The organism is Cyanobium gracile UHCC 0139, assembly GCF_034931325.1.
GTDB lineage: Bacteria > Cyanobacteriota > Cyanobacteriia > PCC-6307 > Cyanobiaceae > Cyanobium > Cyanobium gracile_B.
The window spans coordinates 135,638-152,102 of the sequence record NZ_JAYGHX010000001.1 but is presented as its reverse complement, the minus strand read 5'-3'; the positions used below and the strand labels follow the sequence as shown (position 1 = coordinate 152,102).

Sequence of the window (16,465 nt, the reverse complement as noted above, 5' to 3'; positions counted from 1 at the left end):
ATGACCCGCTCCCAGCTCGGCCTCGTCGTCACCCTGCCCTGGCTGGCCGCCGGGGTGGTGCTGCTGGCGATGACACGCATCGAAGGGGAGACCCGAGAGGCCCAGCTGGGGCTGTTCGGCAGTGCGGCGATCTGCTTCTCGATCGGTTGCCTGGCCCGCACCAGCCTGGGTCTCCACGATCTGATGCAGGTCCGCAGCACGGCCGCCCCGCCGGAGGCTCCTCCAGGGGCTCGGCAGCCGTGATCCGGCGCCAGCCCCGACGCTGGCTGGCCCCGGCCCTGGGCCTGGCGCTGGTGGCGCCGATGGCCCGGGCCTGGGGGCAGGAGCTGATTGCCGCCCCCCGGCCCCGGCGCCTGCCGCCCCCCTCCGCGGCGCTGCTGCGCAGCCTCCAGGGGTTCCAGGACGACCTGGAACGGCTCGACCGCAGCCTGCTGCCCGCCGCTCCCGAGGCCGATGGAGCCGGGGAGCTGCAGGGTGCCGAACCCGGCAGGCCCGATCCTTCACTGCCGGCGCCGGCGGCGACGGCCCTGCCCCAGGAGGCCGAGGCGGTGCGGATCGAGCGGCGCCAGCGGCTCAGCCTGGCCGAGGCCCTGGCGGTGGCCGTGCGCAACGATCCCGATCTGGCCGCCGCCGTGCTCGGCGTGCGCGAGCAGCAGGACCTGGCCGGTTCGGCCCGGGGGCGCCGCTGGCCGGAGCTGGGTCTGAACCTGGCCGGCGGCTTCAGCCAGCAGCGTTCCTACAACCAGGTCTGGACCGACAACGCCGGCCTCTATCCGGCGGGCTCCCCGTTTCTGGTCCGCAACCAGGGCTGGAATGTGGTGCAGTCCAACGTCGGTGCGGCCGCCGCCCGGGTGGAGCTAGCCTGGGAGCTGCTGAGCCCCTACCGCGCCGCCGCCATCGCCGAGGCCGATGACAGCCTCAAGGCCTCCCGCCAGCGCTACGCCGATCGGCTGCGCCAGCTGCAGCTGGATGTGAGCATCGCCTACTACGGCCTGCAGCTCGCCGACCAGCTGCTGCGGATCCGCCGGGCCGTCGTCGAGAGCGACACGGTGGTGCGCGACCAGGTGGCGGCGCTCCAGCAGGTGGGCCTGGTGCCGCGGCTCGACCGGCTCCGCGCCGAGGCCGCCCTGCAGCAGAGCCGCTACCGCTTCGAGCAGGCGGAGGCCCTGCAGCTGAGTCGCCAGCGCCAGCTCAGCAACCTGATCAACGTGCCCTTCGACGTCAGCCTGCGGGCCAGCGATGCGGTGCGGCTCCAGCCCCCCTGGCCCCTCGACCTGGAGCAGACGATCGTGCGCGGCTGGCGGGACAATCCCCAGCTGCGGGCCCTGCAGGCCGCCCGCGATGCCCTGCTGCGCCAGGCCGACCGCCGCGCCGCCGAGCTGCTGCCCAGCCTGCGGCTGGTGGCCACCGGCGGCTACGGCCAGGGGCTGATCACCCAGCCCGTGATCCGGCTGGAGGGCTGCTGCAGCGCGGCCCTCATCCCCCAGCTGCTCAACCAGCGTTCCGACTGGGCGGCGGGCCTGCAGCTGCACTGGCGCTTCTTCGATGGCGGCGTCACCGCCGGTGCCGTGGCCGCCAGCCGCAGCGCCGCCGCCCGCACCGACCAGCAGCTGGCCCGGGAGCGCAATGCCATCCGCCAGCGCCTCGAGGCCGCCTTCCACGACCATCGGGCCGCCCTGCGCCAGATCGTGGCGGCCCGCGCCTCCTACAGCGCCTCCCGCGAGGCCTTCCGTGACGTCCGCGCCCGCTACCAGCTGGGGCTGGCCGACTACAGCGATGTGGCCGACACGGTCGCCACCCTCACCGGGGCGATGGAGGGGGTGGCCGAATCCACCACCCTGGCCAATGTCAGCTATGCCCAGCTGCTGCGTGAACTGCTGCCGGTGCCGGACCGGCCCGATCAGCCGGTGGCGCTGCCGCTGGTGCTGGGCGGCTCCTGAGCGTCGTCCACCCGTTCCTGCAGCCGCTGCCAGCGGCGCTGGCGCCAGGCGAACGAGCGCCACAGCAGCAGCACCACCAGCGCGGCGAACCAGAACCACACCTCCGGGGCATTGGCGTGCAGCAGCACCACCAACAGGGCCGCCTCCAGCACCAGCCAGGGCCGTTCGCGGGTCATGGCAGGGCGTCCCGCTGCCGCAGGGGAGGCTGGTCCTGGCGCTCCTGCTGGCGCAGGGTCCGATAGCTGCCGGTGAGGTCGCGCAGCAGCGGCAGCAGGTAGCTCACCGGCGGCCGCCATTCGACGTAGCCGTGGGCCTTGAGCGTCAGCCCCTCGCGGATCGGAAAGACGCTGCTGCCGCGGCTGAGGGTCCAGCGATAGCCGTCGAGGCCGGAGCCGCCGGCCGCCGGCAACAGGGCGATCTCGGTGCGCATCACCGGCCCGTTGCGCACCAGGGCCTCCGCCAGCTGGGGGTTGCCCAGGGTGGTGTCGACGTCCTCGCGGGTGGCGGGCAGCAGGTTGATGCGGCGCACACGACCGCGGATGCCGCCGAAACGGCCCCGCTCGTTCCAGTCCGGCACCACCTCCATGGCCAGGCCGGGTCGCAGGCGGCGGGCATCGGCCGGGGCGAAGTAGGCCACCGCCTGCAGGGCCTGGCCGCCGTCGGCGTCGCTGCGGTCCGCCCGGGGGCTGCCCAGGGTGCCGAGGCGCTGCCCGGGCTTCACCGTCTGGCCCCGCACCACCTGCAGATCGAGCAGCCGCCCGTCCCGGGTGGCGGTGAGGGTGCCGTCGTAGGCCAGGCGGGTCTGGGTGACCCGGACGGCGCGGCGGGCGTCCTGGATGGCGAAGCGCCGCCGCTGGGCTTCGGTGTCGATGGCGAGACGGACCTTCTCCCAGGCGTCGATGGCCTCCCGCTGCCGGATGCCCAGTTCGGCGACGCTGTTGTCGAGCTGGATGGCCCGGTCCTCGCTGGCCACCACTTCCGCGGCCAGGGGGGCCACCACCTCCCGGCGGGCCAGATGGCGGAAATCGGCCACCTTCTGGTCGTAGACGCGACGCAGCGCGTCCAGGCGCTCCCGGTTGCCCTCCAGCTTGGCCAGGGCAGTGTCCCTCAGCCGCCGGGCCGAGGCCAGCCGGTCCCGGTCGCGCCGGTCGAGATCGGCGTTGATGCGGACCAGCTCGGCCAGGTCCTTCTTCTGGCGCCGCAGCTGCTGCTCCAGGGTGGGCAGGTAGAGGCGGATCAGGGTCTGGCCCCGGCTCACCCGCTGGCCCTCCCGCACCGGCAGGCTGAGGATCTGGCCCTCGGCCCGGGAATCGATCACCGTGGCACCGCCGGGCACGATCACGACCCCCCGGCCGACCACCTCGGTGGGCACCGGCCAGAACAGGAACCACCCGGCCGTCAGGGCCCAGGCGGTGCCCAGGGCCACCAGCACCTGCCGCTCCGACGTTTCCTCCGGCGTGCCCATGGCCACCCTCAGCCCCGCAGCCGTTCCACCAGGTGGGTGCCCACCCGCAGGGCGTTGGCGATGGCGGTGAGGGAGGGGTTCACGGCACCGATCGTCGGCATGAAGCTGGTGTCGACGACGTAGAGGTTGTCGACCTCGTGGGCCTTGCAGTTGAGGTCGAGCACCGAGGTGGCCGGATCACTGCCGAAGCGGCAGGTGCCGGCCTGGTGGCCCACGGCGGCGATGCCCATGCTGTTGGCGATGTAGAACTGGCGCTCCACCAGGTGATTGCGCAGATAGAGGCGATCCAGCAGCCCCTCCAGCCGGCTGACCAGACGGGCCGAGGCGGTGAGGTTGTTGGGGGTGTAGCTGAGCTGGATCTGGCCGCTGCCGGTGACGGTCACCCGGTTGTTCGGATCGGGGAGATCCTCGCTGGAGATCCAGAAGTCGAGGGCATGTTCGGCGATCTTGTCCATGCTCCAGCCGGGCATCATGAAGGTTTCCAGGGGCGCGTAGCCCTTCATGATCGTGCCGTTGGTCTTGCCCGTCATCTGGATGTTGCCCATCGGGTAGTCGAAGTCGGCATCCCCGAGATACCAGTCGTTGATGGACACCGTTTTCTGGAAGATGGTGCGGTTCGGCTCATGGGCCAGGGCCACCATCGCCTTGCTGTTGTGGAACATGTAGTGGCGGCCCACCTGGTCGGAACCGTTGGCCAGGCCCCGGGGATGGCGGTCGTTGGCCGAGAGCAGCAGCAGCCGGGCGCTGTTGGCAGCGCCGCAGCTCACCACCACCACATCACCGCTGACGGTCAGGGGTTCGCCGTCCCGTTCCAGTTCCACCGCCTTCACCGTGCGGCCGGATTCATCGGTGATCAGGCGCTTCACCTGGGCCCGCGTGAGCAGGGACACGTTCGGCTGCGAAAGGGCCGGCCGGATGCCCAGCACCTCCGCGTCCGACTTGGCGTGCACCAGGCAGGGGAAGCCATCACAGCAGTTGCACTTGCGGCAACGGCTGAAGGCCATGTGGGCCTCATCGAGCTGGACGCCGCTGGGGGCGTGGAAGGGATGGAGCCCGGCGGCCCGCAGGTCGTCGACGAGTTGCTGCATCCGCGGCTCATGGGCCACCGGCGGATGGGGGTAGGGGCCGCTGCAGGGCGGCTCGGTGGGATCCTCACCGCGCTGGCCGTGCACGTGGTACATCTCCTCGGCCTTCTGATACCAGGGCTCGAAGTCGGCGTAGTGCAGGGGCCAGGCCGGCGAGGTGCCATCGAAGTGGGCCAGCTGCTCGAAATCCTGCTGGCGCAGGCGGAAATGGGCAGCGCCGTACATCTTGGTGGCGCCTCCGACGAAGTAATGACTGCCCGGCTGAAACGTCTTGCCGTGTTTGTCCAGCCATGGATCCTTCGACACGTAGCGGTTCTGCTGGAACACCGCTTCGGCGTCCCAGTTCTGGGGTTCCTGGGGCAGCCAGTCGCCCCGCTCCAGCACCAGCACCTTCAGGCCCGTGGGGGCAAGGTGGCGGGCCAGGGTGCCGCCGCCGGCGCCGCTGCCGATGATCACAACATCGAAGTGGGCCCCGTGGCCCACCTGCAGTTGCTCCGCCTGCGGCAGGGGTGAGGTGAATGGGCTGGGACCGGCGACCGGTGCGCTGGAGGACGGGGTGCTCATGGCGGGGGGATCAGCCTTCGGGATAGCGGTGGAGCTGGTTGAGCATCTTGCAGACCATGGCGCTCCATCCGGTCTGGTGGGAGGCACCCACTCCGCTGCCATTGTCGCCATGAAAGTATTCGTTGAACAGGATCAGATCGCGCCAGTGGGGATCGGTCTGGAACAGCTCCACATCTCCCAGGAAGGGGCGACGGCCCCGGCCGTCGCGGCGGAACAGACCCACCAGCCGCTTCTCCAGTTCCAGGGAGGCCTGCCAGAGGGTGATCCAGTGGCCCGAACGGGTGGGGAACTCCACCTTGAAGCTGTCGTCGTAGAAATGGGCGAACTTCTGCAGCGATTCGATCAGCAGGAAGTTCATCGGCATCCACACGGGCCCGCGCCAGTTGGAGTTGCCTCCGAACATCGCCACCGGACTGTCGGCCGGGCTGTAGGCGAGCGTCTGGCTCTCGCTGCCTTCGGTGTAGGTGTAGGGGTGCTGTTCGTACACCTTGGAGAGGGAACGGATGCCATGGGGGGAGAGGAACTCCTCCTCATCGAAGAGCCGCTCGCAGATGCGCTGCAGCCGCTCCCTGGGCACCAGCGTGAACAGCACCCGATCGTTGTTCCAGATTCCCAGGTTTTCCACCACCCAGGAGGGAGTGGTGCGCTCATGGGTGAACCAGGCCAGGGCGTTGGTGACATCGAGCATCGGCAACCGCGCCACGGTGTCGATGTCGAAGCTCTGCACCGCCAGCAGGGGCACCAGACCCGAGATGGAGCGTGTGCGCAGGTAGTCGACGCTGCCGTCGGGCCGCTTGATGACGTCGTAGTAGAAGCCGTCCTCCTCGTCCCAGTTGAGGTAATTGCGGCCGGCGGGATTGTTGAGGGCGATCGCCAGCTGCACGAAATCCACCACGAACCGCTCGCAGATGTCGGCGTACTCCGGCTCCTCGCGACTCAGCTCCACGGCGATCTGCAGCAGGTTGAGGCTGAGCGAGGCCATCCAGGCCGTGCCGTCGCACTGCTCGATGATGCTGCCGTCGGCCAGGGGGAAGCGCCGATCGAACACGGCGATGTTGTCGAGCCCCAGGAATCCCCCCTCGAACACATTGTCGCCGGAGCGGTCATTGCGGTTCGCCCACCAGCCGTACTCCAGGATCAGCTTGCGCAGGGCCGCCCGCAGGAAGGCCAGATCGGCGGCGTCGCTGTTCTTGCGATCGATCTGATAGATGCGCATCGCGGCCCAGGCGCCGATCGGGGGATTGGGATCGGACAGGGCCCACTCGTAGGCCGGGGTCTGGGCGTTGGGCGCGGTGTACTCGGGTTTGCGCAGCAGCATGCACTGCTCCTTGGCCGTTGCCGGATCGAAGACGGCGAAGGCCACGGCGTGGAACATCAGATCCCACTGGCAGAAGTAGGGGTACTCCCAGCAGTCCGGCATCGAAATCACGTCGTGGGCGTGGAGCCGTTGCCAGTAGGCGTTCGGGCCGCGGCGGCGTTCCGGCGGCGGCGGCGCGCCGGTGGGGTCGCCCTCAAGCCAGCGCATCACGCTCCAGCCGTAGTACTTCTTGCACCACAGCAGCCCGGCGGTGCCGGCCAGGTGGATGCGGCGGTCGTCCTCGGACAGGCCCGGCACCCGATGGTCGAAGTACTCCAGCCACTCCCGCTCGCGCTCGGCGAAGATCGCCCCGAACGTCTCCCCGAGCTCGGCCGGAGCGGGCGCAGGGCCGTCGATCCGATGCAGGCGCAGCTCCACCAGCCACTCCTCACCGGCGGCCAGGGTGCGCTGCAGCACGCGCCCCGCCTTGCTGCCCACCAGGTCAGGATTCACGGCAGTCACCTCGCCGTCGACCACATGGCGATGGAAGCCGTCCTTCTGGAAGGGTGTGGCGTTGGGCTGGCCCCAGAGCCGCTCGCTGTTGGTTTCGTTGTCGGTGAAGATCCAGGCGCCGGGCTCCCGGCAGTCGAGCTGATACACCCCCAGATGGGGGAGAGCATCGGTGACGATCGATGGTCCGCCGGCGTCACCCGCAGAGCCATCACCGGCGCCGGCGAGCGGGCGGATCCGGTGCTCGACCTCATCGGGATAGCCCCAGCGCCAGGTGTTGCGCAGCCAAAGGCTGGGCAGCAGGGTGAGGGGGGCAGGATCGGGGCCGCGGTTGGTGGCCCGGAGGCGGATCAGCAGGTCCTCCGGGCCGGCCTTGGCGTACTCGATGAGGACATCGAAGTAGCGGCTGTCGTCGAAGATGCCGGTGTCGATCAGTTCGTATTCGGGCTGGTCGCGGCCGCGCCGGCCGTTCTCCACCCGCAGCTGTTCGTAGGGGAAGGCCCGCTGCGGGTACTTGTACAGCCCCCGCATGAAGCTGTGGGTGGGGGTGTTGGCGAGATGGAAGAAGTAGTCCTTGAGGTCCTCGCCGTGGTTGCCTTCGGGATTGCCGAGCCCGAAGGGCCGTTCCTTGAGGATCGGGTCCACGCCGTTCCAGAGGGCCAGGGAGAAGCACAGGCGGCACTGGTCGTCGCAGAGGCCCAGCAGGCCGTCCTCGCCCCAGCGGTAGACGCGGGAGCGGGCGTGGTCGTGGGGGAAGGAGCGCCAGGCGTCCCCGTCGGCCGAGTAGTCCTCGCGCACGGTGCCCCACTGGCGCTCGCTCAGGTAGCTGCCCCAGAGGCTCCAGGGGGCGAGGCCGTGGTCGCGCTCGGCCATGCGCCGGGTCTCCGACGGGGTGATGGCGTCGATAGCGGCGCGACTGGGGACGGCGGCGATCACAGGGACGCCTTCAGGGCGGCGCCGATGCGCAGGGCATTGGCGATCACCGTCAGCCCCACCCCCACCGATGGACAGGAGGGCAGAACGCTGGCATCGACGATCCAGAGGTTGGCCACCTCGTGGCTGCGGCCGTCGAGGTTCACCACCGAGGTGGCCGGATCCGAGCCCATGCGGCAGGTGCCGCAGGCGCCGCCGATCACCGGCAGGGGCGCCTCGCCGCGGGGGTGGGTGGGGGCGGCTTTGGCGACCAGGGTCTGGGGGTCGGCCTCGACGGCCTTGAGGCAGTCGATCCAGCGGTAGACGAGGCGGTCGTGGGCCTCCCGGTTGTTGGCCGTGTAGTGGATCTGGAGGTGCTGGCCCCGCAGGACGACCCGGTTGTGGGGATCGGGCCGCACGGCGCTCATCGCCCACCAGGTGATCGAGCGGGCGGCCAGCTGCTCGAGACCGAAGTCCGGCATCAGGCGGGTCACCAGGGAGAGCACCGGCGGTGACTCGGCGAACAGGGCGTCCTGCAGCACCCCGCCGCCGCTCTGGATCGAGCCGAGCGGGAAGTCGACATTTTTGTCGCCCCAGTAGAAGTCGGTGATGCCATGGCCGCGGCTGTAGCGGCCCGAATTGGGGGCGGCCGCCAGCTGCAGGATCGAGGTGAGCTGGGGCTTCATCAGGTTGCGGCCCACCTGGTCGGAGCCGTTGGCCAGGCCACGGGCGTGGTGGTCGGTGGCGGACCGCAGAAGGATCTCCGGCGTGCCGATGGCTCCGGCGGCCAGCACGACATGGTGGCCGCGGAACAGCCAGCGCTGGTGGTCGATGTCCACCTCGACGCCGCGCACCTCCTGGCCCGACGGGTTGACGTGCAGCTGCATCACCCGGGCGTGCTCCTTGACCGTGATCCCTCCGCTGGCCCGCGCCGGATCCACGCCGAACAGCTCGGCATCCCCGCTGGGATCAACCGCCGAATCGGACCAGCTCAGGGGCAGGTCGTAGGGATGGAGCCCCTGGCGCTCCAGGGCGGCCCGCAGTTCCACCAGGAACGGCTCCACCGGCCGCGGCGCGGCGGGATAGGCGCCCTGCATCGCCGGGGCGGTGGGGTCGGCCCCGGCCACGCCATGCACGCGATAGAGCGATTCCGCCCGCTCGTACCAGGGGGCCAGGTCGTCGTAGCGCAGTTCCCAGTCCGGGGACGGACCCTCCTGGAGCGCCACGCCGGTGAACTCCGCTTCCCGCATGCGTTCCAGCACGCCCCCCCAGATCTTGGTGTTGCCGCCGATGGCATGCACCATCTGGGGGGAGAAGGGATCACCGTCGGTGCCGAACCACTTCTCGTCGGGGTGGTAGCGCGGCTTGCGGAACAGCCCCACTTCGGCGACGTTCTGATCGGCCTGGGGCATCACGCCGCCCCGCTCCAGCAGCAGCACCCGGTGGCCCCCATCGGCGAGGCTGGCGGCCAGGGTGCCGCCTCCGGCGCCGCTGCCGATCAGGATCACGTCGTAGTGGGTGTCGTCGATGATCATGGATCAGGCTCTCCAGACGTAGAGCAGCACGAACAGGATGATCCAGATCACATCCACGAAGTGCCAGAACAGGGACGTGGCGATGACGCCTTCTTCACCGCCGTCGTAATTACCGGGAACAAACGATTTGGCCAGCATCAGGCCCATCAGCAGGATGCCGGTGAGCACGTGCAGGCCATGGAAGCCGGTGAGCAGATAGAAGGTGCCGCCGAAGGTGCCGGAGGTGAAGCCGAAGCTGAGGCCGCGCCACTCCACGGCCTGGCCGTAGAGGAAATAGGTCCCCATGGCCATGGTCAGCAGCCAGAAGCCCCGGAACAGCCAGATCTTCCCCTTGCCCTTGAAATGCTCGGCCACCACCATCGTGAAGGAGCTGGAGACCAGCACCACCGTGTTGATCAGTGGCAGGCGCCATTCGAGGCCGTCCACGCCGGCGGGCAGCCAGTCGATGGCGGAGAGGCGCAGGAGCGCGTAGCCGCTGAAGAACGCCAGGAAGATGACGCTCTCGGAGCACAGGAAGATGATGAAGCCGGTGAGGTTGTGGTTGGCGTGCTGACCTGTGCCGTGGGCGTGGGTCGCGGCCGTGTCGCCGGGCGTGGCGGGGGTGCTGCTCATCGGTTGGCCTCCTGCAGGGTGAGGGCGCGCTCGATCTCGGCCTGGTGCTCCACCAGCGGTTCGCCGCTGCCGTAGCCGTAGGGGCGGCTGATCACGGTGGGCACATGCTCGCCGAAATTGTCCTCCGCCGGAGGGGACGGCAGCAGCCACTCCAGGCCGATGGCGTTCCAGGGGTTGTGCGGCGCCCTGGGACCGCGGGCCCAGGAGCTGATCATGTTGAGCAGGAAAGGGATGATCGACACCCCCAGCAGGAAGGCCCCCAGGCTGGCCAGCACGTTCCAGAAGGCGAACTCCGGGTCGTAGGAGGAGACCCGCCGGGGCATGCCCATCAGGCCGAGGGGATGCATGGGCAGGAAGTTGAGGTTGGCGCCCACGAAGGTGAGCAGAAAGTGCAGCTTGCCGAGGCCCTCGTAGGGCATGCGGCCGGTGAACTTGGGGAACCAGTGGTAGATGGCGGCGAACACGCCCATCACGGCGGCGCCGTAGATCACGTAATGGAAATGCCCCACCACGAAGTAGGTGTTGCTGACGTGAATGTCGATGGGCACGGTGGCCAGCATGATCCCGGTGATGCCGGCGAAGACGAAGTTGAACAGGCCGCCCATGCAGAACAGCATCGGGGTGGTGAGCCGGATCTTGCCCCGCCACATCGTTCCCAGCCAGGCGAACACCTTCACGCCGGTGGGCACGGCGATCAGCATCGTGGTGACCATGAACAGGTTGCGCATCCACTGGGTCACGCCACTGGGGAACATGTGGTGCACCCAGACGATCAGGCCCAGCCCGACGATGATGAACGACGCCAGGCACACGTAGACGTAGCCGAACAGCGGCTTGCGCGAATAGACGGGGAACAGCTCCGAGAAGATGCCGAACACCGGCAGGATGATCACATACACCGCCGGGTGCGAATAGAACCAGAAGAAGTGCTGGTAGAGCACCGGATCGCCGCCCCCTTCCGGCCTGTAGAACGAGGTACCGACGCTCAGATCCAGCAGCAGCATCACGGCGCCGCCGGTGAGGGCGGGCAGGCCGATCAGCTGCAGGGTCTGGGCGGCGAGGGCCGTCCAGCAGAACACGGGCATGCGGAAGAAGCCCATGCCCGGCGCCCGCATCCGCAGGATCGTGGTGACGAAGTTCACCGCCCCCATGATCGAGGAGACGCCGGAGAGGGCCACGGCCAGCACCCACAGGAACTCGCCGTTGATCAGATGGCCGAGGGGGTTCTGGAGACTCACCGGTGGATAGGACCACCAGCCGGAGGTGGCCGGGCCACTGGGCACGAAGAAGCTGGCGATCAGCAGGATGCCGAACACCGGCACCAGCCAGAAGGCGGCGGTGTTGAGCCGCGGGAAGGCCATGTCGGGGGCGCCGATCATGGTGGGAATCAGCAGGTTGTTGAGCCCATTGAGCACCGGAAAGATGAACAGGAACAACATGATCGTTCCGTGCATCGTGTAGAGGCCGTTGTACACGGTGCGATCCACCAGATCGGCCTCCGGTGTGATCAGCTCGCCCCGCATGATCATGGCCAGCAGGCCACCGACCAGGAAGAAGAAGAAGGCCACCACGATGTACTGGATGCCGATCACCTTGGCATCGGTGCTGAAGCTGAAGTAACGCCGCCAGGAGGCGGGCGGTTCGGGGGAGAGGGCGGTGCTGGTCATGGCCTCAGGCGTCGTGGGGAAGGGAGCTGGAACCGGGAGCGTTCACCTGGGGCGGGGGGGCCGGCACCACCGTGGGCCAGCCGCCGTGGGGATTGGTCTGACGGTCGGCGTACTCGTCGGCGGCGACGCTGAGGCCGCTCTGCAGGGGGGCCGCGGCCGCCTGCTTCAGCCAGGCGGCGTGGTCGTCGGCCGTCTCCACCACCACATCGGCCTGGTTGGCCGCGAACCAGGTGCCGCTGAACTGGGAATCCCGCAGGCGGTACCGCCCGACCCGGGTGGGGGTGAGGCTGAAGTCGATCGCCCGGCCCGGGATCACGTCCTGCTTGAGCCGGAAGGCCGGGATGAAGAAGCCGTGCAGCACGTCCTCGGAGACCAGCCGGAAGGTGACCGGCCGATCCAGCTCCAGGTGCAGCTCGGTGCTGGAGACGTGTTCGGCGGGGTAGCGGAACTCCCAGGACCATTGCCGGGCGATCACCTCCACCTGCTCCGCCGGAAGCCGGTCGCCGGCGTAGCCCCCCTGCTGCTCCTGGGGACTGCGCAGATGGATGTGCTCCATCGGCCCGAGCACCCCCAGTTCGGTGTTGATCTGGATGGCATACCAGGCGATGGCCATCACCAGCACCAGGGGGATGGCGGTCCAGATCACCTCGAGGCGGGTGTTGCCCTCGATCGGTTCGGCATCGCTCTCGTCGTACTTCTCGGCCCGGTGCACCAGCAGCACCCAGCCCATCACCGAGATGACCCCCAGGAACACGAAGGTGCCGACGCCGGTCTCGAAGCTGAACAGGCCGTCCACCAGCGGGGCGGCATTGGAGGCCTGGACCGGCATCCAGCGGAACGACTGCCTCGCCACCCAGAGGCTGACCAGCAGCAGCAGCCCCACCCAGAGGGACAGGGCAAGGAGGGCGATGGGGCCGGGGCGACGCGGTGGTGCGGAGGTCATGGCAGTGGGGCCCTCAAGGAAGGGCGTCGCGGAGGTCGGCGCCGTTGGCCAGGAGCTGGTCGGCGGTGATGTGAACGCCGAATTCGGCCGCCAGTTCAGCGCCGAGGGTGCCGTGCAGGCCGATCACCAGGAACAGGGCCAGGCCCACCACCAGGTAGAGCCACTGCACCTGCCGGCCCATGTCCCGGCGCCAGAGAAAGCGCTGGTAGCCGCGCCAGACCGTCATGGCGATGATCGCCAGCAGGATCGCCACCCCGCCGACGCCGTGCCAGAGCATGGTCTCCATGCTTTGGAGGCCGATGCTGCTGGTGACGCCGGGAATCGGCACCGCCAGCAGCATCTCGAAGAAGCCCGCCGCCACGGTGAAGAAGCTGACGATGGCGCAGGCCAGCAGGTTGTACCAGCCCACGTCGTGGAAGCCGGCCCGGGTGATCGGCAGGGCCAGGAAGCGGAACACCCGCTTCTCGATGGGGTAGAGGGCGCCGACGACGTCGAAGGCGATGGCGATCACGAACAGGCCGATCGTGAAGTGGACCAGATTCGGATGGATCGGCAGGCTGTAGGGCAGGTCGTTGGGTCCCAGCCAGTCGCCCAGCTGCTGGATCGGGGCCTCGGCAGGGAGCACGGAGGAGGCCATCAGATCAGACCGGCCCGGCCGGCGGCCACCACCGGCACCGTGTGCAGGCCGTACACCCAGATCAGCTGGTTGCCCAGGGTGACCTGCACCACCACCAGCGCGGCCAGCACCCCACCGGCGGCCAGGAAGGGCAGCGGCAGCGTCTCGGGGTCCCGGTTGCGCAGCACGTAGCGCCAGCCGGTGAGCACGGAGAGGATGCCGGCCAGGGACCAGCCCAGGGTGCTGTGCAGGTTGAGGATCGCGCGCGAGGCCCCATAGGGTTCGGCCAGCCCCGCCTCCACCTGGCCGAAGATGATCGCCACGAAGATGGCCCCCGTGGCGAACAGCAGATTCCAGAAACTGACTTCAAACAGATTCGGCCGCCGTAGCACGACGCCGATCAGGTCGAAGACCACGCTGATCACGGCCATGGCGATGACGAAGTGGACCACGATCGGATGGAGGGTGTCCATCCAGGGCAGGTTGTGATCGTTGAGGGCTGGCAGCAGTTGCTGCATCGGGCACCGGCCGGAGAGTGCCCCTTCACCATGGCCAGACCCCGGCGGCTGACCTGGGTCTGTGGCATTTTGTTGCTGAAGTGTGGGGATACCCCGATGGGGCGGCTGAGTCCACGCCTCAGTCCCGGTCGCTGGCTCCGAAGGCCTCCATCAGGGCATCGCCCCAGCTGTTGATCGCCTCCAGGCGGTGGTCCGGGGCGCTGGCCACGGCGGCGGCATGGGCCTTGAGGAGCGTGCTCTTGCTGAAGTCATGGCCATGGCGGCTGGCCAGCTCGACGATGTCGTCCAGCCCGCTGGCGGCGTGAAGCTTCTCGCGCAGCTGCCCATCGGCGGCGACGTTGCTGACGAAGGCCTGGAGGGCGGTGAGCGTCACGGGCGACGGCCTGGTGAGGGTGTCGGCATCCTGCCAGCCCGGAGCTCGCCGTCCAGGAGATCCTCCCTAACTTTCAGGCACCCCGCGGACCGCATCGATGGCGAAGGAACGCTTCTTCCTCGAGCTGGAGCCGAGCGAAGCTGTGATGAAGGGCTGGCCCCATGTGGTGATCGTGGGTGGCGGTTTCGCCGGTCTCAAGGCGGCCCACCGGCTGGCCGGCCAGCCGGTGCGGGTGACCCTGGTGGACAAGCGCAACTTCAATCTTTTCCAGCCGCTGCTGTATCAGGTGGCCTCCGGCCTGGTGTCCGAGGCGGATGTGGCAACGCCGCTGCGGTTGCTGCTGGCCAGGGCGGCCAATGTGCAGGTGCTGTTGGGTGAGGTTGTCGATCTCGATGCCGCCTCCCGGGAGGTGGTCTTCAACGATCGCCGCCTGCGTTACGACAGCCTGATCCTGGCCACCGGCTCCGGCAGCACTTACTTCGGCCATGAGGAGTGGCGGGAACTGGCGCCGCCGATGAAGATCCTCGAGCACGCCGATGAGATCCGGCGGCGGGTGCTGACGGCCCTGGAGGAGGCCGAGCAGACTCCGGATCCGGAGCGCTGCCGCTTTCTGCAGTCGGTGGTGGTGGTGGGTGGTGGCCCCTCCGGCTGCGAACTGGCCGGATCGATCAACGAGCTGATGCGCCACGCGGCACAGCGCGACTTCCGCCAGCTGGACCCCGGTCTCTGCCGGGTGGTGCTCGTCGACCCCGGCGACCGGCTGCTGCGGGCCATGGATCCGTCGCTGTCCAAAGCGGCCGGTGATTACCTCGTTTCCCGTGGGGTCGAGTTGGTGTTGGGCGGGCGGGTGCAGAGCATCGAGGCGGGGCGACTCACCGTGGCCTTCAAGGCGCCGGCGCCGGGAACCCCCGGCGAGCGGGTGCTGGAGGCGGCCACCATCTGCTGGAGTGCCGGGGTGCGCGCCTCCCATCTCGGCAAGTTGCTGGCGGAGCGCACCGGTTGCACGGTTGACCGCGGCGGGCGGGTGGTGGTCGAGCCGGACTTCTCGATCGCCGGCCATCCCGAGATCCGGGTGGTGGGGGATCTCTGCTCCTATTCCCACACGGCCGATGGCAAGCCCCTGCCGGGCATGGCCGGACCGGCGGTGCAGATGGGGGGCTGGGTCGCCCAGGACCTGCTGGCCCAGCGGCTGGGGCAGCGCCAGGCCCCCTTCCGCTGGTTCGACCTCGGCAGCATGGCCGTGATCGGTCCCCTCTGCGCCGTCGCCGATCTGCGGGGCTTCAAGTTCACCGGCCCCCTCGGCTGGCTGCTCTGGGGGATGGCCCACCTCGCCTTCATGCCCGCCAACGAGAACCGCCTCACCCTGCTGACCAAGTGGCTGTGGATGATCGCCACCCAGCAGCGGGCCAGCCTGCTGATCACCGGTCGACCCGACCAGCACCTGGGGGTGGAAGTGGGTCTGGAGCGGGCCGAACGGGCGGAGGATCCTGCGCCGGCCTGAAAGGGGGCGCCTCAGAGCCCGGGGCTGCTGTGCATCAGGCCACCATCGGCGAAGATCGTGGTGGCGGTGATGTAGCTGGCGGCGTCGCTGGCGAGGAAGCCCACCACCTTGGCGATCTCCTCCGGCTGGGCCATGCGACCCATCGGGATGGCGGCGTTGAGCTTGGCCAGCAGCTCGGGATTGTTCATGGTGGAGTCGTTGATGGGGGTGGCCACGGCGCCGGGCCCCACGTTGACGATGGTGATGCCGTGGGGCGCCAGCTCCAGGGCTGCGGTGCGGGTGAGCATGCGCACGCCGCCCTTGGCGCAGCAGTAGGGGGTGTTGTCGGGCATCGGCCAGTCCTCGTGCACCGAGGAGATGTTGATGATGCGGCCGCCGCCACCCTGGGCGATCATCTGTTTGGCAGCGAACTGGGTGGCGAAGAAGACGCCCCGCAGGTTGACATCCAGCACCTTGTCGAAGTTGTCCGGGGTGGTGGTGAGGATCGAGGTGCGGGTTTCGATGCCGGCGTTGTTGATCATCACATCGAGCCGACCGTATTTCTCCACGGTGGCGTCCACCAGGCGCTGCAGGTCATCGAGCTTACCCACATCGGCCTGAACCCCGAAGCTGCAGCCGCCATAGGCGCCGATTTCACGCTCCAGTTCTTCGGTGGCTTCGGGATGGGAGCGGTAATCGATCACCACCTTGGCACCGAGTTCGGCCAGATATTCCACGATCGATTTGCCGATGCCGCTGTTGCCACCGGTGACGATGGCGACCTTGCCCTGCAGCAGGGTGGACAGGGCCTTGCCGGCCAGGGGGTTGGAGCTCGTCATCGGGTGGGGCCGGGAAAGGAATGTGGAAGGATCTCCACGCCTTCATCCTAGGGACGGTTACCGACCGGGCCCAGTGAATCGTTGCGGTCGGCAGCGGCCATTCATCACC

General features: G+C 68.9%; 15 protein-coding genes. 3 read left to right on the top strand and 12 right to left on the bottom strand.

Annotated elements, in window-relative coordinates; translation table 11 throughout:
* Both VB738_RS00760 and VB738_RS00755 read left to right on the top strand, forming a co-directional pair.
* On the top strand, positions 1 to 243 hold the full coding sequence (locus VB738_RS00760) for a hypothetical protein (RefSeq protein ID WP_323303913.1): 243 nt from the start codon (positions 1 to 3) through the stop codon (positions 241 to 243).
* On the top strand, positions 240 to 1,940 hold the full coding sequence (locus tag VB738_RS00755) for a TolC family protein (protein WP_323303912.1): 1,701 nt from the start codon (positions 240 to 242) through the stop codon (positions 1,938 to 1,940). Before VB738_RS00760 ends, VB738_RS00755 begins: the two co-directional genes overlap by 4 nt.
* On the opposite strand, the gene VB738_RS00750 is transcribed toward VB738_RS00755, so the two are convergent.
* The 11 genes from VB738_RS00750 to VB738_RS00700 form a co-directional block, all read right to left on the bottom strand.
* On the bottom strand, positions 1,901 to 2,116 hold the full coding sequence (locus VB738_RS00750; protein ID WP_323303911.1) for a hypothetical protein: 216 nt from the start codon (positions 2,114 to 2,116) through the stop codon (positions 1,901 to 1,903). The genes VB738_RS00755 and VB738_RS00750 overlap by 40 nt on opposite strands.
* Positions 2,113 to 3,405, bottom strand: a complete 1,293-nt coding sequence (locus VB738_RS00745) for an NHLP bacteriocin system secretion protein (protein ID WP_323303910.1) — start codon at positions 3,403 to 3,405, stop codon at positions 2,113 to 2,115. The genes VB738_RS00750 and VB738_RS00745 overlap by 4 nt, the downstream gene beginning before the upstream one ends.
* 8 nt (positions 3,406 to 3,413) lie before the next feature.
* Positions 3,414 to 5,054 (bottom strand): GMC family oxidoreductase, encoded by a 1,641-nt coding sequence (locus tag VB738_RS00740; RefSeq protein WP_323303909.1) that lies wholly within the window; start codon positions 5,052 to 5,054, stop codon positions 3,414 to 3,416.
* A gap of 10 nt (positions 5,055 to 5,064) precedes the next feature.
* Complete coding sequence (locus VB738_RS00735; protein ID WP_323304388.1) at positions 5,065 to 7,734, bottom strand: MGH1-like glycoside hydrolase domain-containing protein; 2,670 nt, start codon at positions 7,732 to 7,734, stop codon at positions 5,065 to 5,067.
* Positions 7,735 to 7,793: 59 nt separating this feature from the next.
* Entirely contained in the window at positions 7,794 to 9,308 is a 1,515-nt protein-coding gene (locus VB738_RS00730) for a GMC family oxidoreductase (RefSeq protein ID WP_323303908.1), read from the bottom strand.
* 3 nt (positions 9,309 to 9,311) lie between these two features.
* Positions 9,312 to 9,920 (bottom strand): heme-copper oxidase subunit III, encoded by a 609-nt coding sequence (locus VB738_RS00725; protein ID WP_323303907.1) that lies wholly within the window; start codon positions 9,918 to 9,920, stop codon positions 9,312 to 9,314.
* Positions 9,917 to 11,587, bottom strand: a complete 1,671-nt coding sequence (locus VB738_RS00720) for a cytochrome c oxidase subunit I (protein ID WP_323303906.1) — start codon at positions 11,585 to 11,587, stop codon at positions 9,917 to 9,919. Before VB738_RS00720 ends, VB738_RS00725 begins: the two co-directional genes overlap by 4 nt.
* A 4-nt stretch (positions 11,588 to 11,591) precedes the next feature.
* Positions 11,592 to 12,530, bottom strand: coding sequence for a cytochrome c oxidase subunit II (locus tag VB738_RS00715; RefSeq protein WP_323303905.1), 939 nt, complete (start codon positions 12,528 to 12,530; stop codon positions 11,592 to 11,594).
* 13 nt (positions 12,531 to 12,543) lie between these two features.
* Positions 12,544 to 13,167, bottom strand: a complete 624-nt coding sequence (locus tag VB738_RS00710) for a DUF2231 domain-containing protein (RefSeq protein ID WP_323303904.1) — start codon at positions 13,165 to 13,167, stop codon at positions 12,544 to 12,546.
* Positions 13,167 to 13,664, bottom strand: coding sequence for a DUF2231 domain-containing protein (locus tag VB738_RS00705; protein ID WP_323303903.1), 498 nt, complete (start codon positions 13,662 to 13,664; stop codon positions 13,167 to 13,169). Before VB738_RS00705 ends, VB738_RS00710 begins: the two co-directional genes overlap by 1 nt.
* 118 nt (positions 13,665 to 13,782) lie before the next feature.
* On the bottom strand, positions 13,783 to 14,037 hold the full coding sequence (locus VB738_RS00700; RefSeq protein WP_323303902.1) for a Nif11-like leader peptide family natural product precursor: 255 nt from the start codon (positions 14,035 to 14,037) through the stop codon (positions 13,783 to 13,785).
* A 97-nt stretch (positions 14,038 to 14,134) separates the two neighbouring features.
* Here VB738_RS00700 and VB738_RS00695 point away from each other — a divergent pair, with 97 nt between their 5' ends.
* The gene (locus tag VB738_RS00695) at positions 14,135 to 15,538 is read left to right on the top strand and encodes an NAD(P)/FAD-dependent oxidoreductase (RefSeq protein ID WP_323303901.1); all 1,404 of its coding nucleotides are present in this window, start codon (positions 14,135 to 14,137) and stop codon (positions 15,536 to 15,538) included.
* Positions 15,539 to 15,549: 11 nt separating this feature from the next.
* On the opposite strand, the gene VB738_RS00690 is transcribed toward VB738_RS00695, so the two are convergent.
* On the bottom strand, positions 15,550 to 16,356 hold the full coding sequence (locus tag VB738_RS00690) for a glucose 1-dehydrogenase (RefSeq protein WP_323303900.1): 807 nt from the start codon (positions 16,354 to 16,356) through the stop codon (positions 15,550 to 15,552).
* Positions 16,357 to 16,465 lie beyond the last annotated feature (109 nt).